This window comes from Acinetobacter sp. 18QD2AZ41W (assembly GCF_009829025.1).
GTDB classification, from domain to species: Bacteria; Pseudomonadota; Gammaproteobacteria; order Pseudomonadales; family Moraxellaceae; genus Acinetobacter; species Acinetobacter pseudolwoffii.
In genome coordinates, this window is the sequence record NZ_WURP01000002.1 from 535,016 (window position 1) to 559,334 (window position 24,319).

General features: G+C 41.0%; 17 protein-coding genes. 7 read left to right on the forward strand and 10 right to left on the reverse strand.

Going from position 1 to position 24,319, the window contains the following annotated elements:
• Positions 1-28: 28 nt before the first annotated feature.
• Positions 29-412: a twitching motility response regulator PilG gene (gene pilG / locus GVV58_RS05570; protein WP_005097851.1), complete on the reverse strand. Its 384-nt coding sequence runs from the start codon at positions 410-412 to the stop codon at positions 29-31.
• 287 nt (positions 413-699) lie between these two features.
• Here pilG and GVV58_RS05575 point away from each other — a divergent pair, with 287 nt between their 5' ends.
• From GVV58_RS05575 to GVV58_RS05590, 4 genes are all read left to right on the forward strand, one after another.
• Positions 700-1,347 (forward strand): hypothetical protein, encoded by a 648-nt coding sequence (locus tag GVV58_RS05575; protein ID WP_005097852.1) that lies wholly within the window; start codon positions 700-702, stop codon positions 1,345-1,347.
• A 51-nt stretch (positions 1,348-1,398) separates the two neighbouring features.
• Positions 1,399-2,526, forward strand: coding sequence for an efflux RND transporter periplasmic adaptor subunit (locus tag GVV58_RS05580; RefSeq protein WP_159516128.1), 1,128 nt, complete (start codon positions 1,399-1,401; stop codon positions 2,524-2,526).
• Positions 2,527-2,550: 24 nt separating this feature from the next.
• The gene (locus tag GVV58_RS05585; protein WP_159516129.1) at positions 2,551-5,658 is read left to right on the forward strand and encodes an efflux RND transporter permease subunit; all 3,108 of its coding nucleotides are present in this window, start codon (positions 2,551-2,553) and stop codon (positions 5,656-5,658) included.
• A gap of 96 nt (positions 5,659-5,754) precedes the next feature.
• A complete protein-coding gene (locus tag GVV58_RS05590; RefSeq protein WP_159138278.1) occupies positions 5,755-7,470 on the forward strand; it encodes a proline--tRNA ligase in 1,716 nt (571 codons plus the stop codon).
• Positions 7,471-7,527: 57 nt separating this feature from the next.
• On the opposite strand, the gene GVV58_RS05595 is transcribed toward GVV58_RS05590, so the two are convergent.
• The 9 genes from GVV58_RS05595 to GVV58_RS05635 form a co-directional block, all read right to left on the reverse strand.
• Entirely contained in the window at positions 7,528-8,814 is a 1,287-nt protein-coding gene (locus GVV58_RS05595) for a hypothetical protein (protein ID WP_159516130.1), read from the reverse strand.
• A gap of 16 nt (positions 8,815-8,830) precedes the next feature.
• Positions 8,831-11,116, reverse strand: a complete 2,286-nt coding sequence (locus GVV58_RS05600; RefSeq protein ID WP_159516131.1) for a DUF6160 family protein — start codon at positions 11,114-11,116, stop codon at positions 8,831-8,833.
• A 33-nt stretch (positions 11,117-11,149) separates the two neighbouring features.
• Positions 11,150-11,872: a hypothetical protein gene (locus GVV58_RS05605; RefSeq protein ID WP_005097859.1), complete on the reverse strand. Its 723-nt coding sequence runs from the start codon at positions 11,870-11,872 to the stop codon at positions 11,150-11,152.
• 12 nt (positions 11,873-11,884) lie between these two features.
• Complete coding sequence (locus tag GVV58_RS05610; RefSeq protein ID WP_159138282.1) at positions 11,885-13,906, reverse strand: hypothetical protein; 2,022 nt, start codon at positions 13,904-13,906, stop codon at positions 11,885-11,887.
• A 234-nt stretch (positions 13,907-14,140) separates the two neighbouring features.
• Positions 14,141-14,710 carry a dCTP deaminase gene (dcd, locus tag GVV58_RS05615; protein ID WP_004280726.1) on the reverse strand — a complete coding sequence of 190 codons (570 nt, stop codon included), beginning with the start codon at positions 14,708-14,710 and terminating at the stop codon, positions 14,141-14,143.
• Positions 14,711-14,833: 123 nt separating this feature from the next.
• A complete protein-coding gene (locus GVV58_RS05620) occupies positions 14,834-15,427 on the reverse strand; it encodes a LysE family translocator (RefSeq protein WP_159516132.1) in 594 nt (197 codons plus the stop codon).
• Between the two features lie 265 nt (positions 15,428-15,692).
• The gene (gene apbC / locus GVV58_RS05625) at positions 15,693-16,958 is read right to left on the reverse strand and encodes an iron-sulfur cluster carrier protein ApbC (RefSeq protein ID WP_074383443.1); all 1,266 of its coding nucleotides are present in this window, start codon (positions 16,956-16,958) and stop codon (positions 15,693-15,695) included.
• A 279-nt stretch (positions 16,959-17,237) separates the two neighbouring features.
• The gene (locus tag GVV58_RS05630; protein ID WP_159516133.1) at positions 17,238-18,071 is read right to left on the reverse strand and encodes a hypothetical protein; all 834 of its coding nucleotides are present in this window, start codon (positions 18,069-18,071) and stop codon (positions 17,238-17,240) included.
• 376 nt (positions 18,072-18,447) lie between these two features.
• Entirely contained in the window at positions 18,448-19,251 is an 804-nt protein-coding gene (locus GVV58_RS05635; protein ID WP_159516134.1) for a hypothetical protein, read from the reverse strand.
• 225 nt (positions 19,252-19,476) lie between these two features.
• Between GVV58_RS05635 and metG the strand changes: the two genes are divergently transcribed.
• From metG to GVV58_RS05650, 3 genes are all read left to right on the forward strand, one after another.
• Positions 19,477-21,534 carry a methionine--tRNA ligase gene (gene metG / locus GVV58_RS05640; RefSeq protein ID WP_159516135.1) on the forward strand — a complete coding sequence of 686 codons (2,058 nt, stop codon included), beginning with the start codon at positions 19,477-19,479 and terminating at the stop codon, positions 21,532-21,534.
• Between the two features lie 224 nt (positions 21,535-21,758).
• On the forward strand, positions 21,759-22,673 hold the full coding sequence (locus GVV58_RS05645) for a putative phage abortive infection protein (RefSeq protein ID WP_159516136.1): 915 nt from the start codon (positions 21,759-21,761) through the stop codon (positions 22,671-22,673).
• 603 nt (positions 22,674-23,276) lie between these two features.
• Positions 23,277-24,257 (forward strand): MBL fold metallo-hydrolase, encoded by a 981-nt coding sequence (locus GVV58_RS05650; protein WP_159516137.1) that lies wholly within the window; start codon positions 23,277-23,279, stop codon positions 24,255-24,257.
• The last annotated feature ends 62 nt before the right edge of the window (positions 24,258-24,319 follow it).

Genomic DNA, 24,319 nt, shown 5'->3' on the forward strand with positions numbered 1-24,319 from the left:
CCAATTCCCCAAAAAAAAAAATCAAATATTAAGCACTAATATGGTTACGGATTGCGTTCAGCAATTCATCTTTACTAAAAGGTTTGGTCAGGTATTCATCTGAACCCACAACACGACCTTTGGCCTGATCAAATAAACCATCTTTACTTGATAGCATAATCACAGGAATATTCTGGTAATTCTGAGAATTTTTAATTAACGCGCAAGTTTGATAGCCATCTAGACGCGGCATCATGATGTCTACAAACACGATATCTGGATTTGCTTCGGCAATTTTTGACAAAGCTTCAAATCCGTCGACGGCAGTAATCACTTCATAACCTTCGCGCTGAAGAAGAGTTTCCGCGGTACGACGAATGGTCTTTGAGTCATCAATAACCATAACTTTTAGATTTTGGAATTTATCGTCCATTTGTTTAACCCTTCCCATTTTAGAAACTATTATGCCATAAGGCTCATAGGATTATTTTATTACGATCGATAAACATTTTTAACATAAAGTCACTTGTATTATCAATGAACATTTTCTACACAAGTAGACAAAATCAGTTATTTTTAACAACAGCTTCACATTTTACCCACGCCGATGTTTTTTTTTTGACTAACGGTAGTTTTTAATTCGTAAATTTAAGTCTAATATAACAAGATTATTACTTTAAAATAAGTAATTTAGTCAACTTTAAATTTAGGGAGCCAATGATGGGTCAGTTTTCAGAAAAACTTGCTGTCATTGATAAAAATAAAATGACTGGTCAATTCATTGTTGCTGTGCTGTTACTATTACAGGTGACCTTAGCTTGTGCCAACAATAACCAAATCCAGCAAAAGGCCACTTGGTACCGCTATTATGATAGTAAAGGCGTGGCCAATATCAGCACTAATGTGACGCCCAATCATATCCGTTACGGTTATGAAGCGCTTGACCAGAATATGCAGGTCATTAAACGTGCTCGTCCTTATAATGCCGAAGCCGATATCAGACAGGCTCCCCAACGTGCTCAACAGGCCAAGCGGATCGCTGAAGACAATAGACTGAAGCGAGCGTACAACAATAGTCAGACCGCCTTACAGAAAAAAAATGACAGTCTGCTACAGTTAAAAAAGCAAATTGATTTTCAGCAAGAACAAATGAAGCAATTGCAAAAAGATCGAGTGATGTTTGTACGCCAAGAACGTGAATATTTACGTAAAGGTAAGGCTCCACCGGCACACCTGAAAACCACACTTGAGAATAATCATAAAAATCTCATTTCCCAAAAAGAAAATATTCAATCTTTACAAAGTCGCTATCGAAATCTGGAAGCAGAATACGACAAAATTATCGCCCGTTTAAAAGCACTTGAATAAATACAGATAGCTTGTGTTGGTTTTAAACCACAGTAAGCTACAAGGACTCTTATGCAAACTGCACCACATGCTCATGGTTTAAATATGCCTTCTCCGCGCTCTCTCCTGATCATGAGTGCACTTTGCTTAAATATGTTGTTAGTGGCTTGTGATAAAAATGAACCCGTACAGCAAGCCGAAACACCCACATCCATTGAACTGATTCCTCAAGACCTGATTGCAGTACAGTCCGGCAACTCAGTTCAAAAAACTGCGTTTACCGGCACGATTCGGGCTGTCAATCAAAGCAGTATTCAGGCGCAGGTGTCTGCCACCGCCACCAGTGTCAATGCCCAAGTCGGTCAGACCGTTTCCAAAGGTCAGGTGCTGGTACGGCTAAACAATCAGGACAATGCTGCCCGACTGGCACAGGCACGTGCCAATCTGGCCTCTACTCAAACTCAGGTCAATCAGGCTCGAAACATGATGCAACGTAAAAAGCGTCTGCTCGATCAGGGCTTTATTTCAAAAGTAGAATATGAACAGAGTCAGGTCGATTATCAGGCACAGCTGGAAAATGTACGTGCCCAGCAAGCCAATGTCGATATTGCCGAGAAAGCAGATCGTGACGGAACCATGACCAGTCCGATCAGTGGCGTGATTACCCAGCGTCAGGTGGAACCTGGCCAGACCGTGTCGATTGGACAAACCCTGTTTGAAATTGTTGATCCTAAACAGCTGGAAATTCAGGCACGCGTGCCTAGTGACCTACAATCAAACTTAAGGCTAGGCAGTCAAGTCGAATACAGCATTCAAGGCAATCCCAATCGGCTCACTGCAGTGATGAGCCGGATTTCCCCGATCGCCGATCAGGCCAGTCGCCAGATCGAATTCTTTGCTACACCGAATGAAACGATTCCTTCTTTAAGTATCGGTTCCTTTGTAGAAGGCAATATTTTGAGTTCACGCCAAATCAGTGGGCAGATTATTCCCTTAGATACGCTGCAGGATATCCAGAACAAACCCTATGTCTGGGTGATTCGCCAGAATAAACTTATCAAGGTCAATGTGCAGGTACTGGAACAGCGCTATAACGACAATATTGCGGTGGTCAAAGGATTGGAAAGCACCGATCGGGTCAGCCGAATTAAATTTAGCGAAGCCGATCTACAAAAAACTGTCACACTTCGCTCGAACTAAAGCGCCTCACACAGGATCATTGACATGTGGTTTACCCGAATTAGTGTGAAGTATCCAGTTTTCACCATCATGATGATGTTCTGTCTGATGGTATTGGGACTGGCTTCCTGGCAGCGGATGGGCGTTGAAGAATTTCCCGATGTCGATTTTCCCTTTGTGGTGGTGTATACCAACTACCCGGGCGCTTCTCCAGAAACGGTCGAGTCAGAAATAACCAAGAAACTCGAAGATCAGATCAATACCATTTCTGGTTTAAAACAGGTGATTTCACAGTCCAGTGAAGGCCTGTCGATGATCACCACTGAGTTTAATCTGGACGTACCTTCTACCACGGCCGCTCAGGATGTACGGGATAAAATTGCCTCGGTAACTGCTGAATTTCGTGATGAAATTCAGGATCCGATTGTCGAACGTTATGATCCAACCGCCAATGCGGTCATGTCGATCGTATTTGAATCCAATAACATGGATATCAAAGCACTCAGTTCTTATCTGGATCAGCGGATTGTACCCCAACTGCGCACCGTTGCCGGCGTGGGAACGGTGAATTTACTCGGCGATGCACAGCGCCAGATCCGGATTCAGGTAGAACCGCAAAAACTGCAAGCTTTTAGCCTTGGTGTAGACAGTGTCATCAATACCTTAAAGGCTGAAAATATTGAAGTTCCAGGCGGCACACTCAAATCTGGCAACTCGGAACTGGTGATTGAGATCAATTCTAAAGTGCTGCATCCCTTGGCCTTCGGCGATCTCATCATTGCCAATAAAAATAGCGTACCAATTTTCCTGAGACAAGTCGCAGAGATCCAAGACAGTCAGGCAGAACTAGAATCTGCCGCCTTTTTAAATGGCAAAACCGCAGTTGCGATTGATATCCTGCGTAGCTCGGACTCTAACGTGATTGAGGTCGTCGATAGAACTTACAAAATTTTAGAAAATATCGAGACCCAGCTTCCTCAGGGGACGACCTTGCAAGTGGTGGTGGATTCTTCCAAAAGTATCCGCGGCACCATTGGCGATGTAGCCCGCACCATTATTGAAGGTGCGGTACTTGCCGTGCTGATTGTTCTGCTATTCCTTGGTTCATTTCGCTCCACTGTGATTACCGGTTTAACCCTGCCGATCGCCTTATTAGGTACTTTGACCTTCATCTGGGCCTTTGGCTTCAGTATCAATATGATGACCTTGCTGGCGCTATCCTTGAGTATTGGCCTGTTGATTGATGATGCGATTGTGGTCCGTGAGAATATTGTCCGGCATGCCGACATGGGTAAAGATCATGTGACTGCCGCACTGGATGGCACTAAAGAAATTGGTTTAGCTGTTCTGGCCACTACCCTGACCATTGTCGCCGTATTTCTGCCGGTGGCCTTTATGGGCGGGATTATTGGTCGTTTCTTTTATCAGTTCGGGGTTACAGTTAGTGTGGCTGTGCTGATTTCGATGTTTGTTAGTTTTACTTTAGATCCGATGCTTTCTGCACATTGGGCCGAAAAGAAAAAAGATCCAAATAAAAGACCCGGACGGGTGAAACGTTTCTTTAGCTGGATTTCTGGCAAGCTGGACAATTTAAGCCATGTCTATGAAAAGCTGCTCAAACTGGCGCTGCGCTTCAGATTCATTACCTTAATGATTGCCGTAGCTTCATTATTTGGTGCCTTAGGATTATCGAAACTGATTGGCACCGAATTTGTACCGGTTCCTGACAAAGGCGAAATCCGCATTAAGTTTGAAACACCGGTAGATTCTTCGCTTGAATACTCACAAGCCAAACTGAAACAAGTCGATCATATTATCCGTCAACACCCTGATGTTAAAGCAACTTATGGCGTGATTAATGGTGTAACTGACCGTGGTAAAAACCACGTCAGCCTGCGAGTGACCGTGACACCACGGATCGAACGCGAAAAAAGCCTGACCGAGCTCAACAATGAGTTTCGACAACGCCTGCAATCGGTTGCCGGGATCAGTATTACCTCGGTTGCATCTGCCGATGAAACCGTTTCGGGTGGTCAAAAGCCAATTATGATCTCGATCAAAGGCCCCGATCTGGATGAACTGCAAAAAATTTCCGATCGTTTTATGACAGAGATTGCCAAGATTGACGGTATTGTCGATTTGGAAACCTCACTGAAAGAACCCAAGCCGACACTCGGCGTGCAGATCAATCGTGTCTTGGCCAGTGATTTAGGATTATCCGTGAATCAGATTGCCAATGTGGTTCGTCCACTGATTGCCGGTGATGATGTCACCACCTGGCAGGATGAAAAAGGCGAAACTTATGATGTGAATTTGCGCCTGACGGAAGACCAGCGCAGCTTGCCACGTGATTTACAGAACATGTATATCACTTCAAATAAAACCGATGCCAATCATCAGCCGATTCTGATTCCACTTTCGAGTGTGGCCAAGTTTGAAGAAAAACTCGGTGCTTCACAAATTAACCGCCGTGATCTGGCACGTGAAGTTCTGATAGAAGCCAATACCGCTGGTCGTCCTACAGGAGATATCGGCACGGATATCAGCCGGCTACAAGCCAATTTTGATATGCCGCCAGGTTATAGTTTTGATACCCAAGGTTCAAATGCCGATATGGCAGAATCCGCAGGCTATGCCCTGACCGCCATCACCCTGTCGATTGTGTTTATCTACATTGTGCTGGGTTCACAGTTTAATAGCTTTATCCATCCTGCGGCGATTATGGCCTCCTTGCCATTATCCTTGATTGGTGTGTTCCTGGCGCTGTTCCTGTTTAATTCCACCATGAACCTGTTTTCGATTATCGGGATTATCATGCTAATGGGACTGGTGACCAAGAATGCGATTCTGCTGATCGACTTTATTAAAAAAGCCATGGATCGCGGTGAAGAGCGTTATGATGCGATTATTGCCGCGGGGAAAACCCGACTGCGTCCCATTTTAATGACCACCAGCGCCATGGTCATGGGTATGGTGCCCTTATCCTTAGGGCTGGGTGAAGGCGGTGAACAAAGTGCGCCGATGGCCCATGCCGTGATTGGCGGGGTAATCACCTCAACCCTGCTCACTTTGGTGGTTGTCCCCGTGATCTTTACCTACCTGGATGACTTTAAGAATTTTATGCTGCGTCAGATGCGTAAAATCATGGCATAATTTAATGCAACACAATGAGGTGACATTCCCAAATGCTCATCTCATTTTTTATTGTATAATCTCTGCTTTAACGCTTAATTTTTTAGGACAGTTTCCATGCGCGCGAGTCGCTTTTTATTTGCAACGTTAAGAGAAACCCCGAACGATGCTGAGGTTATTTCCCATCAGTTGATGCTTCGTGCCGGTATGATTCGTAAGTTGGCTTCAGGTCTGTACACCTGGCTGCCGATGGGCGTTCGCGTATTAAATAAAGTTGAAGCGATCGTTCGCGAAGAAATGGACAAGGTCGGTTCACTTCAGGTCTATATGCCGGTGACTCAACCTGCGTCTTTATGGGAAGAATCAGGTCGTTATGTACAATACGGTCCTGAACTGTTACGTTTCAATGACCGCCACGGTAACCCGTTTGTTTTGGGTCCAACCCATGAAGAAGTCATCACTGATTTAGCACGCAATGAACTAAAAAGTTATAAGCAGCTCCCTGCCAACTTCTATCAGGTGCAAACCAAATTCCGTGACGAAATTCGTCCGCGTTTTGGGGTAATGCGTTCACGTGAATTCATCATGAAAGATGCCTACTCTTTCCATGCCAATCAGGAATCATTGCAACAAACCTACGACGACATGTATGCAGCCTACTGCAAAATCTTTACTCGTCTTGGTTTAGATTTCCGTCCGGTTCAAGCAGATACCGGTTCGATTGGTGGTTCAGGTTCACACGAATTCCATGTACTGGCTTCAAGCGGTGAAGATGATATCGCATTTTCGACCGAATCAGACTACGCCGCCAATATTGAAATGGCTGAAGCCGTTCTGGTCGGCGAACGTGCGGCACCAACTCAAGAACTTAAACTGGTTGATACGCCAAATCAAAAAACCATTGCGGATGTATCTGCCTTCTTGGGCACGGATCCAGCTCACTCAGTAAAAGCATTGCTTGTTCAAGGCATTGCAAAAGAGGATGGTTCTGTTCCTGTGGTTGCTTTATTCCTTCGTGGCGATCACGAACTGAATGAAATTAAAGCCGAGAAGCATGCACAAATTGCAGCTCCACTCACTTTTGCAACCGAAGAGCAAATCGCAGCACTTGGCTTGACAGCTGGTTTTGTAGGCCCACAAGGTCTGGTTGAAAAAGGTGTCACCGTCATTGTTGACCGTGCAGCATCAGTATTGTCTGACTTTGTTGCAGGTGCTAATACAGCTGACAAGCATGCAACCGGCATAAACTGGGAACGTGATGCACAGTTCACTGAAGTTTATGACTTGCGTAATGTAGTTGAAGGTGACCCTTCTCCAGATGGCAAAGGTACACTGCAAATCAAACGTGGTATCGAAGTGGGTCATATCTTCCAGTTGGGTCAGAAATACTCTGAAGCATTGGGCTGTAAAGTCTTGGGTGAAGATGGCAAACCATTCACTGTGACCATGGGTTGCTATGGTATTGGGGTAACACGTGTGGTTGCGTCTGCCATTGAACAAAACTTTGACGAGAAAGGCATTATTTGGCCAACTGCCATTGCCCCGTTTGAAGTGGCCATTGTACCGATGAATGCACATAAATCACCACGCACAGTAGAAGCAGCTGAAGCGCTTTATGCTGAACTCACTGCTGCGGGTTATGACGTAATTCTAGATGATCGTAACGAACGTCCAGGCGTTAAATTTTCTGACCTTGAGTTGACCGGTATTCCACACCGTATTGTGATTGGTGAAAAAGGCTTGGATGCAGGTACTTTTGAATATAAAGGTCGCCGTGATGCTGAATCTGTAAATATTTCCAAAGAAGAGTTGTTGGCTAAAATCGCTAAATAATTTTGCTTTCTTAATAAAAAAATCCCGTCAAGTACGGGATTTTTTATTCTTTTTAACTTAACAGAATTTATGTCCACCGAAGCAGTTCGGTTGAAAGTTCTGGCCTTTAAGCTCTAAATTTTTCAAAGGAAAATCAAGAAGTGCCGGGTTTTTAATTTCTTTCACATCTAAAGCTCCATCAAATACACAATTCAAAAGACTTCCACATGCTCTGGGTTTTGATGTTAAATCATGATTAATCCCTGCAATGGTTTGTGCTAATACCGCATTAGTAATATCCACACCTTTATTTGGACTAATATCACCAAGATTTACCTCATCCTCGATTGCCATCCACCAACCTTGATTAGCAGCAACGGCAGCACCCGGCCAAAGTATTTTTTGCGATTGTAATGATAAAGATGCTGGGTTATTCAAATACAATGCATGGATTAAGCCAAGATCTTGATCCACTGTAATATCTGTTCTAAGGCCTGTCATATAGCCTGTAATTTGTTTATCCAGTGTAAGCTCAAATAAATCCAGTGGCTTTAAAATGGCCTTTAATGGGCCACTAAAATCAATTCTGTCAACTGTACCAGTCCCCTTTAATTTAACTTCACTCATTCGTGTTCCTGAAACTATAGTGGCTGGAATCACAAATGGCGCATTGGTACTTGTTAAATTAAAAGTATAATCATTCGATTTATAATGAAGTTCCAGATCCTGCCCCAATATTGTTCCCGTAACAGCACCTTCAATATATTTATTGCCAGTTGATGCATAGGTCATTGTTCTTGGATTAGTTACAGCTGTTCCTTTGGCTTCTTTAGTCTTCATATATCCACTAAAACTATTAATACCATTTGGTGTGGCCGTATTTTCTGTACCCATAGTCAGTAGACCTGAAATCTTTTCTGCACTTAAACGGAAACCCAAAACTTCACGTGTAGATGCCTGATTTGGATTTTTTATAGCAAATTGAACAAAAGGATTAGTAATCAAGGCAGAGGTCGCAGCACGATCCATTCCATTTGCAGAATTACCACTTAAGGAAATATGATCAATATCAATATCACAACCAGTTGCACCATTAATTCCTCCACAACCAAGTTGCAGTTTTTTAATATTGGCATTAATTTCCATTTCAGCTTCTAGACCCAATTTATAAAATGAGATATTTCTCTGGTCATATGCCTCTCCCAAATTATCAACTTGGTTAAATCCGGCCTGAACCTCCATTGACAATAAAGCTTGTCCATTAATATTTGAAAGCTCCTGATCTTCTAATGAGGTTAATGCAGATACATGACCACTCAATCCCACCATCGCCGCAACTAGACTCTTTAATATTATTTTTTTCATTTTTCTCATCCTGAATTTAGCGTGGTGTGATTCCCAGCGTGCTACGAATAGTGCCACCAGTCAGTGCAATACTTGCCATGTTTTGCATATTGCCATTGGTCGCCATCGCAAAATTGGTTTTAAATGGTGTCGCGATATTATTTTCATAATTGAGTTTGACCTGATTATCCAACGTTACGGTATCAGCACTGACACGAACTTTCCCATTAACACCCAAATGACCTTCCATCCGGTTAAAGTTGATCGAAGAAACGTTTAATGCTCCTGTTGTTAAATCAATATCTTCATTGGAGATACTGAAGTAGCTACCCAGATTAGCTTTATCTGCACTTTCTTCTGATGTGAGTGGCCTAAATTTAAAGTTTGCATCAAATGACAAAAAGTTGGTATCTGGTGAACTTGCGGTTGGATCTACCCCAGGAATAATCAGAAGCTCACCATTTCCATCGAGCTTAAAGGCAATATTGGTCAGTACATCATCACGTTTAGAAAAATTATCGTGAGGCACATAGCCTCCGCATTTACTGACTGATGCAGTGCTACAGTTATATTTAGATCCTGGTAATTGCCCCATTGCGAGCTCTGCTTTTGCTGCAATCAGTAATTTATCGGCACGAATATAAATCCCTTCATCTTCATAGCCAATAATCCCTTCAGATTTAATTAAAGCATCGATATTTCTAAAGCCTGCATAATAGTTAACAGCTTCACCCTGTACACCGTCCTGACCATCAATCAATATAATTGAAGTTGTACTTGGCAGACCGGTTTTCTTGTCGACCCCGTATCCTTCAGTAGAAGCCATGATGTTATAAGCAATTGCCTGCTTATTATCTGTTCCATAAGTTGTTCCAGACAACGCGACATTGGCATTTAAATTATAAATAGGAATACCGATTCCCCATGAACCGCCATCCCCACCAAGTTCTGTCAAGGAATTATCTGAAATAAAACGTGCTTTCGCAGCAATTGCCTGAAAGTCCATTCCTCGTACTGCAATAAAAGCAAAATCCTCTCCATCTCCTGCTGTACTCAGTGTCTGTTTCAGTACATCACTACTATGCCCCAAGGTTTTTCGCATATTTTCATTGATGATAAAATCGAGACTTTTAGCCGTAATAGTATTTATATAAATATCACCAAAATCGATATAGGCATTTTTACCATGTAAATTTCCATCAGCATTCCGTGTTGTCAGGGGCCTAATATTGGAGAATTGGACTGCATAGCTTCCATGGCCAGTATGACCAATTTCAAGCACGGTAGGCGCGATGTTGCTTGGGTGACCACTAGCAGCACCAGTAAAGTCGGCAGATAAGCCCAGATGCAAACCCCCTTCACCCACCAGATCGCTATATCCTGCTGCAGTTTTGTCTTGACGCTGTAAAACACCATTTAACTTGTTACTTACATCAAAAGTACCAATCTGGGTTTGATCGGCATTCATGGATAATCTGGCATTGGTCACCGCACCTGAAGCCCCAAGACGCATAATATTTTTACGTTCGTTATTTGGCGTGTTATAACGCAAGTCAATATTAACGCCAGGATTGGTCGGATTAACCCGGCCAATAGCAATATCAGTGGTATCCTCAACACGTTTTAAATCCACGTAATGGTCTTGATTGCCATTTCGGGTAGTGAGTACAACACCTTCATTGGGGTCAATGTACATATAGCCCTGACCCGCAAAATTAAAGTTAAAGTCATTTAAAATCAGGCTATTTTCACCTAGTTTATGACTAATGGTGGCATTTTTAAGTTGAAAATCGATACTGGCAATTGCTTCTTTATTAAATAAACCTGCAGTAGTTTGTAATAGAACACTAAGCGGCGTAGAGGTACTAATCCCTAATGCACCTAGACTTTGACTAGATTGTACGCCAGCAGTCCGAATACTATTCGCAGACTGGCTACATGGATTGGTCGTACAGGCTGTCTTTACCAGTTTTAAATCTGCAGTGGCTTGAAATGGTGAAACACTTGCAGCAAGCCTAAGTCCTGCCCCTTGTGAAGTAGCACCTACATCTATTTCAAGTTGACTAATAATTGGCTTATTATCTTTTCCAATAATTTCAACATTATGTAGACCTAAACCCATTTTAGTACTGGCAGTTGGATTGGGATCATACCAATTGACTTGAGCAATGTTGGCTTTAGAAATTTCATGAGTAATCACCATACCATCTTGTCCAGTGACTTCGCTCAATTCCTGCTCTTCAATGGTTTCAAGTGCATAAGCTTGCTGTATAAGACACATGCATACCGTTAGTAACTTCAACTTTATTGTTGTTTTTTTCATTTTTATATCCTTATGCTGTACTTGACGCTGCGATTAACAACGACTTTGTGCCCCACCTGTACAGTTATAACCAAATATTTTCAAATTACCGGACATATGCAGATTTCCATGAACATTCAATCCCATAAAACCTTTTTCGGCCCCCTTATCAAATGAAGGCACATCTTGTGTCGAGGTAGAAAAACCGCCTTCGGTATTATAGGTGCGTGCTGTATAAGTGTCATAAGTACCTGTATTGGCATAACCTTCTAGTGCACCACCCCCTGTACCCGTTTCAATCGACACTGTACTGAAACCCAAGTTTCTGATTTTCAAAGGTTTGTCATCATAAAAGCTGACTTTCATCGCTGTTTGCGGTTCATTACGATGATTAATGATGGTTGTTCCATCGATAGAAAACTTGTCAATCTGAATCGTGCCCTGAATACCTTTAAATACTAACCATTTTTTATTCCCATTGGCATCGACATGATTATTTGGGGCTATTGCCAAACGGCAAAACTGTTTTGTTGCACCACATGTTGTCGGATCTAAAACATAAAATACTTCTAGTGGATTATCATTTCCATCAAGTCGAGAAATTGTATCTTTGGTTAAATCTGTGGCGTAAATATGATTTAAGGATAAAGTCCAGTTAAGGTCTGCTCCGCCCTGTCCTACTGTCTCAGTTAACTCTTGCTGATTAAGGACTTCCAATCCGGCTTGACTGAGCATAGAGGTACATATCAATGCGCAGAGGGTCAATAATTTGGACATTTTTATACTCCCTTACAGACCAGTTGTTCTAATTTTTAAATGCTGAATCAGTACGCCATCAATGACTGCAGACCCAAAATTCTTACTTATACCATCAGTACTCTTGAATACGACTCCCGTGGAGTTGGGGCCATCTTTGGCGCGCAGCAAATTTGTTCCTGGGATACGCTCTGTAGTCCCTATTGAAATACTACTGTGAGTGGCGTTACGGCCTTGATAAAGCACGGTCGCATCTGAAGCATTATTTTTAATCGGCGTACCACAACTATAGACATTACAGGTTGAACCTTTTAAATCAGATTCTCCTAGTCCACCCCCATAATTCTGATAAATTTGATTATAGATAGCAGGAATATTTGGAATACGTGTCACTTCTAAAATAATATTATTGCCTTCTGAACCGACCACAAAAGGCTGATACATATTACCGAGCACCAGGTTAATATTTGGACTATATAAATATAAACCCTCAGAATCATGAAATATGGGAGCAGCACTTCCGTTTAAGGCTGGGGTCGGGACATTACCATCAAGTGCATCTGTTTTTGCTGCGGTACTTAGACGAATACCTTTACTGTTAAGATTGCTATCGCTACTGCTTAGAGTTTCTGGCCGATCATTGGTATTTAAACGAACGATACTTGCCATTCCTAAAGTTTGATTATAGTCCTTATTATCCGATTCCAAGGTTTGGAATAACCGAACTTGCGAACCATTTAAACTGAGACCATTGGCAACAAATTGCGTTCTTAATCGGTAATTTGTATCAAGCCCTGAAGTGGGCCCACCTGTTATAGGATCGACAACATTAGAGGAATTAAGCTCACGTGCAAAAATATCACTCCAAAACCCCAATTTAATATTATTATCACTTTCATCTGGAGCAATCTTGGCAAGAGGCGCTTCTAGAGCAATATAGCCTACATCTTTAGCAGCGTCCTTAAACTGTTTGACGCTTTCAGTTCCTGCCCGGAATAACCAAGGATTATCTGCAGATCCCCAACTAAAACCCTGATTACTGTATCGCGTGCTCAGCGAGTCATCACTTTTTGATAATGCCAGACCATAAATGAAAACATCTGCCTTGGTACGCAGGCTTCCAATATTGGCATTTTGTGCAGCAGCTTTTGCCATATTTATTGCATTTCGTACAACTTCATCATGCACGGTATTACTGGCTGTTGTTGCCTGTTCTTTCGCATAATCTGCAGCCAACTGATTTAGCATTTCAGTGGTCTTGGCTGCAAGCTGACTATCTACTGTATTTTTAATGACATTTGCACGAACATAGCTTGGAAACTGCTGTTTAAAACTTTGGTAAAAAGGTGAATTTGGAAGATTCGCTGCATAATTATTTCCGTATAACAATTCAATCATTTCCAGAGTATTTTTAAGTGCAGCTGCTTTCGACCGATCAGTTAACCATGGGGTAATTGACTCTTTTGTTGTACCATCATTTACAAAATTCAAGCCAGCTGAACTACCATTATAATAATCAGCATAACGCTGATCATAATACTGTTTCATAATTGGTGAATCGAGATATTGTTGGACTAGACTACCACGATAGCTAGCAGCATATTCAGCTGTAATTTCACTCGCTACGCGGGTGCGATTGTCTGTAATATAAGCATCTCGGCTTGATGCATACGTATCTCCATATACATGGTTATAGATTCTCGCACGTTCAGCTAGATAAGCATTATGGTAAGTATTGCTATAAACTTTATCGTATAAACGCTCCCCTAGCTTTTCATAGTTTTCACCAGTTGGAATAATGCGAATAAAACCCGTATCCGCCTGTCCCGGATTTTCAATACCTCTGGCATAACTGGAACCAGCAGAAATATCTTTAGGGCCTTGAAACACCATTTTAAAATCATCAAGTACGAGCGCAACCCCCTCACCCGTGGTGTCAGAAAGAGAAGAATCTGATAATTCCTGCATCGCATGCGCAGAAGGCAACAGGATTAAACCAATTGTCATTGCTAAATAATTTTTGCGAAATTTAAATAGATCTTTTATCTGAGTCATCTCACTCTTTCCTTTTTATCCGATGCTCCGCATCTTTATGTTTCAGCTTCCCAGCCGCTACATTTTGTTTTTTATGATGCATTGCATCTTTTTTATGGTTATTCGGAATCTATTATGCTGACTTTTAATACAGATGCCAAAGTCAATTGAAGTAAAAACCTGAGTTTCCGATGAATGAAAATCTCAAAAAAATAAACGGGACATGTAGTCCCGTTATTCAATATTTTAAACTGCTTAGGTCTTCGGCAAAGTAACGCCAGTTTGGCCTTGATATTTTCCGCCACGATCTTTATATGACGTTTCACACACTTCATCAGACTCAAAAAATAGCATTTGTGCGACACCTTCCCCTGCATAAATACGCGCAGGAAGGTTGGTGGTATTTGAGAACTCTAAAGTTACATGACCTTCCCACTCTGGCTCAAGCGGAGTGACGTTGACAATGATACCGCAACGCGCATAAGTCGACTTGCCCAGGCAAACCGTCAGTACATTACGTGGAATACGGAAATACTCGATGGTACGGGCCAATGCAAATGAGTTCGGTGGAATAATACAAACATCCGATTCAATATCAATAAAGCTGCGTTCATCAAAGTTCTTCGGATCGACAATTGCAGAATGCACATTGGTAAATACTTTAAATTCCCGTGCACAACGCACGTCATAACCATAGCTCGATACGCCATACGAAATCAGCTTTTGACCATTTTCATCCAAACGTACCTGGTTTTCTGCATACGGTTCAATCATGCCGTGTTTTTCGCTCATTTCGCGAATCCAACGATCAGACTTAATTGCCATTGATATAATCCAAAAATCTTAAGAACAAGTTATTGCGACGTACTTTAACTGAAATTGCCCCCAATGAAAATAAGTGAAGCGCTTGCAGCCACAGTGGATAAAAAATTGCTGATAGATATCAGCTTATAAACTTAAAAGTGCAGAATAGCTTAAAGGAATCGAAAAGCTCATTAACACCAGTGATGCGGTTTTTTGCAGGTTTTTTTGATTGAGCCAGCGACTGTTTTTTCTGGCCAGTATTGAGCCGAGGAAAGTCCAGAAGAATGCAATCGGAATCAGCAAAACCAGGAATACTAACATATGAGTCACATAGTGCTGACTGCTTTTCCAGACAATCACCGGAAAGATCGCTGAAGCAAATAAAAGTGCTTTAGGATTTAACAAGGTTGCCAGAAATAGTTCTCGTACACGAATCGAGACATTTTCAAAATTTTCACTGAGTTCTGCCGTGCGCCATAATTTCACAGCCAGAAAAAGGATATAGCCGGCACTAAACAGCTTGAGAATGGTCGGCAAAAGCGGAAGATGAACGGAAATTTTTCCGATCAGAATGCCCCAAAAGCTAATGGCAATCAGATAGCCAAAGGCTTCAGCAGGAATTAAACGAAATGTTTTTTTAAATCCGGCCTGTATGCCTGAAGATGCCAATAAGGTATTGGTTGGGCCTGGTGTTAAAAGAATGGTTGCCACTAAACCAATAAAAAACCATGAAATCATAGTTTGACCTCGCTCTAATCCGCGTAGCATAGAATAGTTCGGTCAATGCTGCAAAAAAATAATTGTAAGAGAACATATAATCAGAATTCACACTGAATTAAATCAATTTAATTCAATCACTTGAAACCATTTTGGGAACCAATACGCAACAGTCATTTCAGTCAATTTTCTTAATTTAAAGCTGTTTATTTCCGTGAATTATTAATAAAAAAGCCCTAACTTGAATTAGGGCTTAAATATGTGAACTCTCTATTTAATGGGTCAATTAGAAAATTCGGCTCTGATCTTTTTCGGCCTTAGGTAGCTGCGCTGCAATTTTTTCTGCAATCAGCATATAGCTTTCGGCTGCATCATCTCCGGCAATGACTGAAGGTGTGCCAGCATCGGCATTTTCACGAATTTCAGCATCTAAAGGTAAGCGACCCAATAATGGAATATGATATTGCTCAGACAGTTTATCTCCACCGCCTGTGCCAAAAATCTGTTCTTCAAAACCACAATTTGAACAGATATGGGTCGACATATTTTCAATCACGCCCATGATCGGAATTTGCACACGGTTAAACAGTTCAATGCCTTTGGTCGCATCGAGTAGGGCCACGTTTTGTGGTGTAGTGACAATCACTGCCCCGGTTACCGGAATGCGCTGTGCCAACGTCAACTGGATATCCCCTGTACCGGGTGGCATATCAATCATCAGAACATCAAGATCTGGCCATAAGGTCTGGTTAAATAATTGCATCAATGCACCGGTGGCTTTCGGTCCACGCCAAGCCACTGGAGTATTGTGATCACCAGTTAAATGGCCAATCGATAACACTGCCATTCCATAGGCTTCGATAGGGACAAACTGTTCCGCTTCGATCATCGGCGTTTTGCCCGCATTACCGAGCATGGTCGGAATACTCGGACCATAAATATCGGCATCCAGCACACCGACCTTTAAGCCTAATTTTTGCAGAGCCAGTGCCAGATTCACTGTAGTCGTCGATTTACCTACACCGCCCTTGCCGGATGACACCAGAATCACATTTTGAATACGTGGATGTTTTGGTACATCACGTTGCTGAGGTGCAGCTTTTTGAATCGGTGGATTATTGGGATCAGCTTCTTCTTGTTTTGCAGGCTGGGCGGAGGCATCCACCACAGGGGGAAGATTGGGTTTTGCTTCTGCTTTAGGCTGACTGGAACAGCTTTCACCTTTGGCATGCTTATGCCCGCAGCCATCCGATTTATGACTTTTAGGCCCAGTTTTTTGCTGAATCACATGCATATTCAGTTCTTGAATACCACATTTTTGCAAAGCTTGCGCCAGTTCATCATGGATTTGTTGCAGATCTTGTTTTTCTTCAGGATAAGTATTTAAGGTGATTTGTAGGATCTCAGCTTGAACATTGACCTGAGTAATACGCTGTTTGAGCGGATCATTTGAATTTGGCAACAGATAGTTTTGCAATACTTTTTGCACAGCTTCTTCGTTCACCTCCTGCGAAGGTGAAAAGACCGATTTGAGCGAAGAAAGCCACGACATAGGTTACTCCAAAACTATAGATAGATATCCGAATGGCATAGTTTAACGGGGTTTTCGCTTAAGGTTAAGCACTCTGCCGAGAAGATCGAGGAGATATCTGCAATTTCCAACCATTTTACTTGGTTTTGTTGGATTGTAGCGGATAGGCATGCTAAAAGTGAATCAATCAAAGTAAAGCCAACTGGATTCTTTTTGATGTGAAAAGAATTTTTATTGATTTTAGGTGTAGCAAGCCACTTTAACCTTCTTTGATTAAAGTGGCTCTACAATAATCACAGTCTATTTATGATTTTTATTATTTTCAGACTTGTGCTGCTGATCCTTGGCATTTTTATCCTGATCTTCTTTAGATTCACTCTTGTCAGACTGACCTGATTTCGATTCTGAATTTTGAGCTTTGGCATCTTTTTGCTGATCAGAATCATTGCCCTGAGATTGATTTTCTTTCATTTTATTCATGCTATCAGCCGCCATCTGTTTCAGCTCACCCAGCTTGGTAGAGGCTTCACTGACTAACTCAGTAATCTTCTGTTTTGTATCTTCAAACTTATGTACAGCCTCATCTTTTAAATTGGCCATGCTTGCCTGTTGATCGGTCTGAGCTTCTTTAGCATTTTGTTTATCTGACTGATTCGATGATTTATCTTCAGTGCTATGATCAGCTTTTGCCTTTTTTGCGTCATCTGAACCTTGATCATCATTTTTCTGACCGTTGGACTTGCCATGTTTTAGCTCATTCAGAAGTTTTTCGCCTTTTTGTAATAGCTCCTCACCAATCGCAATTGCCTTCGCTTTTAAATCATCCATCTTAAAGCTTTCAGTTTTGTTATCTGATTGCTCATTTTTTGAATCATCTTTTTGATCAGATGGCTGCTCTTTAGAGTCTTTATCCTTCGATTCCGAGTCAGTACCTGTATCTTTAGAGTTTTGTTTGCTATCAGAATTTTCATCAGTCTGGTGTGGCTTTGTATCTTGTGTATCATGCGACTGATTGTGCTTCTGGTCATTCTGGTTTTGCTTTTGCTCTTCTTTGGCTTTCTGATTTAATTGTTTCTCATGTTGTTCTTTGTCTTGATTTTGCTTTGAACTATTGCTCTGGTTCTGCTGAGTCATGAGGTACCCTCCTTAGGCATATCATATAAACAATCAGCCATTTTTTAGCACAAAGCGTGGGGCAAATCGGGCGCAGTAAGCAAACTGCAACAAAGCCTGTACATGTTGTTGCTATTGTTTGCAGTCTGTAGCATGAGCTGCGCCCAATCAGTATTGCAAAGATCAATAATCCAACTCTTTTGGATTCTGGCGATTCAAGTCAATCGATTACTTGGGGTTTCGACAAAGTCTGGCTTGGTAAGCCTGTCAGCACATTTTCTTTGGCTGCCCAATTCAAATGCCGTCATAGCATAATGTCCAAAGCCAAAGAGTCAGTGTTGCCAATTCACATCAGATGTTTATAGGATGCAAATGCATCAGGAGATATTATTTCAAGTCAGACACGCAAGGTGCTCATAAAGCTGACCGCAGAGAACAACCAGATCAACAGAATGAAGCTGCGTGCTTGATTGAAGTTGTCGACATCTGTGCCATGTAGCATGTTATGACGGCTCATGGTCACATTCGAGCTTGAATCCATTTTATAGGCAGCAAGTTCAGCAAAATACGGATTCAGTTCAATCGCAATTTTAGACTTATGCCACAGGCTTTTAATTTCATTGCCTTTTAAACCCGGTACGATTTTATAGACATCGACAAACTTGGTGCCATTTTGCTTGAGGAAACCTGCTTTGATCAGGATATCTGTCAAAATACCTTCGAGCTGCGCATAAACATTTGGAATACAACCGCTGTAAAAGCCAAGTTTGTACATTTTCAAGCTTTCAAGCAGCACCAAACGGCGCTTGGCTTTGATGTCTTCATCAATCTCTAAGGCATCAAAGGCTTTCAGCATTTCAGTTTGGAAATATTCGCTATTGATCATATCGAGTAGCTTAAATTGCTCAATATCTTCAAACTGGTGAGTGGCCGGCCAAAAATGCATCAAATTTAAAGCATCATTGGCAAACTTTGCGCCAATCGGTTGATCGAGCTGATCTGCCAGCACTTGGAAATAAGCATCTTGCGCGACTAAACCCGATAAGTTTTTGATTAAAAGTGTATGTTCATCTGCCGAGATGTCTTCAAGATAAGCTTCTGCATCTTTTAAAATCTGACTGCCCAACTGTTTTTGACTCGCTGCATTTTGTTTAATACGCGTGACAGGTTGGTCAAAATCAAAATCATCTTCGTCAATCATGGTTTTCTAGCTCAAAGCTTTTAGATCAATGGCCTATTATCACTGTTATTGGCAACGCAATATAGAGAAATCTACATTTCCAAGACATTCTGTAAATACAAAGACCTTTCGACACGAATTAGCGGTGAAATGGAATTGATTCGCTTAAAGGATTGCTTTGTATTCGGACCTGCATCAGGTAAAATCATCCACCTTGCATAATATACGAATGAGAGAGTCATATCCGTGCGTAATATCTTAGTCACTAACGCCCTTCCATACGCCAATGGCCCGATTCATATGGGTCACCTACTCGGTTATATCCAAGCTGATATTTGGGTACGTGCGATGCGTGCAATGGGTCATGATGTGACTTATGTCTGCGCGGACGATGCTCACGGCACAGCCATCATGTTACGTGCTGAAGCCAACGGAATTTCACCGGAAGCACAAATTGCCAACGTGCAAAAAGAACATATCCGTGATTTTGACGGTTTTGCGGTGCACTTCGATCATTATGATTCTACCCATAGCGATACCAACCGCGCACGTGCATCTGAAATCTATCTCAAAAACCGTGATGCCGGCAATATCGCGGTTCGTCCTGTCACCCAGCTTTTCGATCCTGAAAAAGGCATGTTCCTCTCCGACCGTTTCATTAAAGGCACCTGCCCGAAATGTAAAGTAGAAGATCAATATGGCGATTCATGTGAAGTTTGCGGTGCAACTTATAATGCAACCGAATTATTGAACCCACATTCGACTTTAAGCGGTGCAACACCTGTCGAAAAATCATCTGACCATTACTTCTTTAAGTTGCCGAATTTTGGTGAATACCTGCAAAAATGGACACGTGATGAAGGCCGCTTACCGGTCTCGATTGCCAACAAATTAGATGAATGGTTTGAAAATGGCCTGAACGATTGGGATATCTCGCGTGATGCGCCATATTTCGGTTTTGAAATTCCAGACGCACCCAACAAATACTTTTACGTGTGGGTCGATGCGCCAATTGGCTACATGTCGAGTTTTGAAAACTATATCAAAACCAAACGTCCTGATTTAAGCTTTGATGACTACTGGAAAAAAGATTCTAAAAATGAGGTGTATCACTTCATTGGTAAAGACATTGTGTATTTCCATGCGCTGTTCTGGCCGGCAATGCTAGAAGGTGCTAACTACCGTACGCCATCAGGGTTATTTGTAAACGGTTTCTTGACTGTAAATGGTCAGAAAATGTCGAAATCTCGCGGCACATTTATTAAAGCGGAAACCTATTTAGAGCATTTAAACCCTGAATATTTACGCTACTACTTCGCGTCGAAACTTTCAGACAAAGTTGAAGATTCTGACTTGAATCTGGATGATTTCGTTCAAAAAGTAAATTCTGACTTGGTTGGTAAAGTGGTCAACATTGCCAGCCGTTGTGCGAAGTTCATCAATACTAAATTTGATAACAAGTTAAGTGCAAACTGTGCAGAGCCTGAATTGGTTCAAAGCTTCATTGATGCGGGTGATTCAATCGCAGCACAATATGAGTCACGTGAATTCTCTGCTGCGATTCGTGAAATCATGGCACTTGCAGATAAAGCGAACCAATATATCGATGAGAAAAAGCCTTGGGCGCTGGCGAAGCAGGAAGGTCAGGAACAACAAGTACATGACGTATGTTCTGTCGGTATTAACTTGTTCCGTCAATTGGCTGTTTATTTGGCTCCGGTGTTGCCAACACTGGCGCAACAAGTTCAAGATTTCTTGCAATTAGAATCTTTCAACTTCGCTTCTCGTGAAACGATTCTGCTGGGTCATGAAATTGCATTGTTCCAACCATTGATGCAACGTGTAGATCCAAAAGCGGTTGCCGCAATGGTCGATGCGTCTAAAGATTCTTTGGCTGCCCCTGCTGAAACAGCAAAAACGGAAAAGAAAAAAGAGAAGAAAGCATCGACGAAGCCTGAAGCTAAAGTCGGCGAAGCTGAAATTATTAATATTGATGATTTTATGAAAGTTGACCTGCGTGTGGCTGAGGTTTTGGAAGCTGCAACGGTTGAAGGTTCTGACAAACTTCTTCAATTGACTTTAAATGTCGGTGAAGCTGAGCCACGTAATGTGTTCAGTGGTATTCGTGAGTTCTATAAACCAGAAGACCTAAAAGGTAAATTGGTGGTGATGGTGGCTAACCTTGCGCCACGCAAGATGCGTTTTGGTATTTCGAACGGTATGGTTTTAGCTGCGGGTAATGGCGAAGGGGTTTGGGTGATTTCACCTGAATCTGGTGCTAAACCGGGTGATAAAGTGTCTTAAGGTTTCCATTTTAAGCAAAGAAAGCCTCTACTGATGTAGAGGCTTTTTTATTGGACTATATTTCCCTCATCCTTGCCTTCTCCCAGAGGGAGAAGGAGTTTTCATTACTAAATAAATTTCAGGATGTTCCCTCTCCTTTTAGGAGAGGGTCAGGGAGAGGTAAATTTAGACACTATTATCAAGTACTGATATATTGCGTTAAATTTAATTACTTTAAAAAAAATATGAATAACTTTATTAAATACTTATGCCTATACATTCCTTTAATTCTTATAGGAATTAGTATTTTAGGATCAATTTTTATTTTTTCCAACCAAACATTCAATTTTGGAAGCTCTAAGATAATTGATGCTAATTTATCTGCTCAATTCGGTAATTTATATGGTGGACTAATTGGAACTATACTTAGTGCGTCTAGTGTATTTCTTTTAATTTACACAATATTCCACCAAAAAATTGAAACGCAAAAAAATAATTTAGAGAATAATTTTTTTAAAATGCTTGATTATCACAATCAACATTTGAATTACATATGCATTCCTCATCTAAATGCTGAAAAAGGAATGGTTGAGGGAAAAAGGGCTTTTATACAATTTAAAATTCAGTTTAAAAACATATTGGAAATTACCCAGGCTACATTAGATCATAGAAATATTAACTATACACAAGATGACTTAGTTGACATCAGTTATATTATTTTTTATTACGGCTTAGAGGGCTCGTGGACTACATTCATTCTTAATAAATGCAAAAAGTATCATTTTATTAATTCAGTTACACTTAAGGAAATCCAACAAAAACTTAATCAGAAAATTGATAAAAAACTAGTGAGAGCAAATCAAACATACCTAAGCTCTTATTTTAGAAATATGTATAATGCAATAAAAATGATCGATGAAAGCGATATTTTAACTCTAGAAGAAAAGAAAAATTTAATAAAAATACTACGCGCTCAGCTTTCTAACCCTGAATTATATATTCTCTTTTTTAATATTATCTCAAGATTTGGTAAAAAATGGATTGAGAACAACTTCATTGAAAAATATGAACTAATTAAAAATATTCCATATGATTACTGTGAAGGATACGACCCTAAAATATATTTTTCATCGATCGAGTTTGAAGAAGATGAATATTGATTCAATTGCTCTGCGACATGAATGTCGCCCGTTTGTTAGGGGTAAATGGGCGTGGCCTCTAACGAAAAGAAGGATTTTGTTACTTTTGCCCTGACAAAAGTAAATAGGAAATATACTTTGATGGTTATTAATGTTTTTTCTAGAAAATCTCATAATAAAACCTTCATACGATCATAAAAAAGCCTCTATCTCTAGAGGCTTTTTTATTGCTGGGTCACTTAGCCTTGCAACACAAATTCCCAAATCACATAGCCCAGTCCAAAACCAAGTAGTGAATATAAGGTAATAATGAAAAATACAAAGCTGGCATTGTTTTTTCTTTTCCAAAAACTCATCGCGACACCCAAAGCTTGTTCGTAATACCCTATGTTAACGAGCTTTTAATAAAAAGTGAAATACATCTAAGCATTTTATTTATAATAATATTTTTACAAAAAACACATTCTTTACTTTCAAAAAATCAATATACAGATTCACACTGAATTTTTAGTACAGATGCTAAATCGCCATTTCGATTTAAAAAAATAGTAAATATATTCATATTCTTTTTTATCAATATCCATGCTAATACATAGAGTTGACTTTAATTACATAAGAATAGCCATGAAATACCTCAGCTCTTATCTTGTCGGATCACTCCTTGCTTTAGGTTCATTGGCAGGTATTTCCCCAACACACGCACAAACGCCTTCCACTTTAGAACAACAAAAACAGGTTCCCGGATATTATCAATACAGCTTTGGAGATTACCAGATTACTGCCCTGCTGGATGGCACCAATTATTTAGCCAAAGCCTTGTTTAAGGATATTCCTGAAGCAGAAGTGAATCAGATTTTAAAAAAATATTATGTTGACCAAAGCAAAGGCATCCAGACCTCCGTCAATGCTTTCCTGGTAAATACAGGCAAAGAACTGGTCTTGGTGGATAGCGGTGCTTCTAGCTGTAATGGGCCAAACTTTGGGTCTATTTATTCAAATTTACAGGCATCTGGACAAAAGCCTGAGCAAGTCAATTCAATCTTATTAACGCATTTACATCCTGATCATGTTTGCGGCATCAGTAATAACGGCGTTGCCAATTTTGCCAATGCGAATATTTATGTATCGCGAGCCGAACTGGATTTCTGGATGAATCCTAAAAGTGTAGAAAAATTACCAAAAGCAAAACAGGCCGGTTTTTTGGGTACAGTCGATAAAATCAAGAAAGCCATCGCACCTTATCAGGCCAAAGGTCAGTTAAAGACCTTTAAAGCTGGCGATAAAATCCATGGTTTTGATGTGATCAGTTCAGCTGGGCATACACCGGGACATTTTGGTTTTAGCTTAAAATCACAAGGTCAGGAAATGATATTTATTGGGGATATTGTACACTCCCATACCATTCAGTTTGACCGTCCACAGACCGCTATAGATTTTGATATCGATCCGAAAAAAGCGGTTGAAACCCGCTTAAAGTATTTTGCGGAATATGCAAAGAATGGCCAGACGGTGGCAGCACCACATTTACCATTTCCGGGGATTGGGCATGTCTATTCTAAAGATGCTAAAAGCTACCAATGGATCCCCTTGCATTTTAAAGATTAATTTCAAATGATCAGCTGTCCCTTGGAAAGCTAGCAAGAATGATCACTTTCCAAGGATGAGGA

What these genes read in the sequence shown, in the direction of transcription:
- pilG (WP_005097851.1), bottom strand. Translation starts at nt 412, where the DNA reads ATGGACGATAAATTCCAAAATCTAAAAGTTATGGTTATTGATGACTCA.
- GVV58_RS05575 (WP_005097852.1), top strand. Translation starts at nt 700, where the DNA reads ATGGGTCAGTTTTCAGAAAAACTTGCTGTCATTGATAAAAATAAAATG.
- GVV58_RS05580 (WP_159516128.1), top strand. Translation starts at nt 1,399, where the DNA reads ATGCAAACTGCACCACATGCTCATGGTTTAAATATGCCTTCTCCGCGC.
- GVV58_RS05585 (WP_159516129.1), top strand. Translation starts at nt 2,551, where the DNA reads ATGTGGTTTACCCGAATTAGTGTGAAGTATCCAGTTTTCACCATCATG.
- GVV58_RS05590 (WP_159138278.1), top strand. Translation starts at nt 5,755, where the DNA reads ATGCGCGCGAGTCGCTTTTTATTTGCAACGTTAAGAGAAACCCCGAAC.
- GVV58_RS05595 (WP_159516130.1), bottom strand. Translation starts at nt 8,814, where the DNA reads ATGAAAAAAATAATATTAAAGAGTCTAGTTGCGGCGATGGTGGGATTG.
- GVV58_RS05600 (WP_159516131.1), bottom strand. Translation starts at nt 11,116, where the DNA reads ATGAAAAAAACAACAATAAAGTTGAAGTTACTAACGGTATGCATGTGT.
- GVV58_RS05605 (WP_005097859.1), bottom strand. Translation starts at nt 11,872, where the DNA reads ATGTCCAAATTATTGACCCTCTGCGCATTGATATGTACCTCTATGCTC.
- GVV58_RS05610 (WP_159138282.1), bottom strand. Translation starts at nt 13,906, where the DNA reads ATGACTCAGATAAAAGATCTATTTAAATTTCGCAAAAATTATTTAGCA.
- dcd (WP_004280726.1), bottom strand. Translation starts at nt 14,710, where the DNA reads ATGGCAATTAAGTCTGATCGTTGGATTCGCGAAATGAGCGAAAAACAC.
- GVV58_RS05620 (WP_159516132.1), bottom strand. Translation starts at nt 15,427, where the DNA reads ATGATTTCATGGTTTTTTATTGGTTTAGTGGCAACCATTCTTTTAACA.
- apbC (WP_074383443.1), bottom strand. Translation starts at nt 16,958, where the DNA reads ATGTCGTGGCTTTCTTCGCTCAAATCGGTCTTTTCACCTTCGCAGGAG.
- GVV58_RS05630 (WP_159516133.1), bottom strand. Translation starts at nt 18,071, where the DNA reads ATGACTCAGCAGAACCAGAGCAATAGTTCAAAGCAAAATCAAGACAAA.
- GVV58_RS05635 (WP_159516134.1), bottom strand. Translation starts at nt 19,251, where the DNA reads ATGATTGACGAAGATGATTTTGATTTTGACCAACCTGTCACGCGTATT.
- GVV58_RS05645 (WP_159516136.1), top strand. Translation starts at nt 21,759, where the DNA reads ATGAATAACTTTATTAAATACTTATGCCTATACATTCCTTTAATTCTT.
- GVV58_RS05650 (WP_159516137.1), top strand. Translation starts at nt 23,277, where the DNA reads ATGAAATACCTCAGCTCTTATCTTGTCGGATCACTCCTTGCTTTAGGT.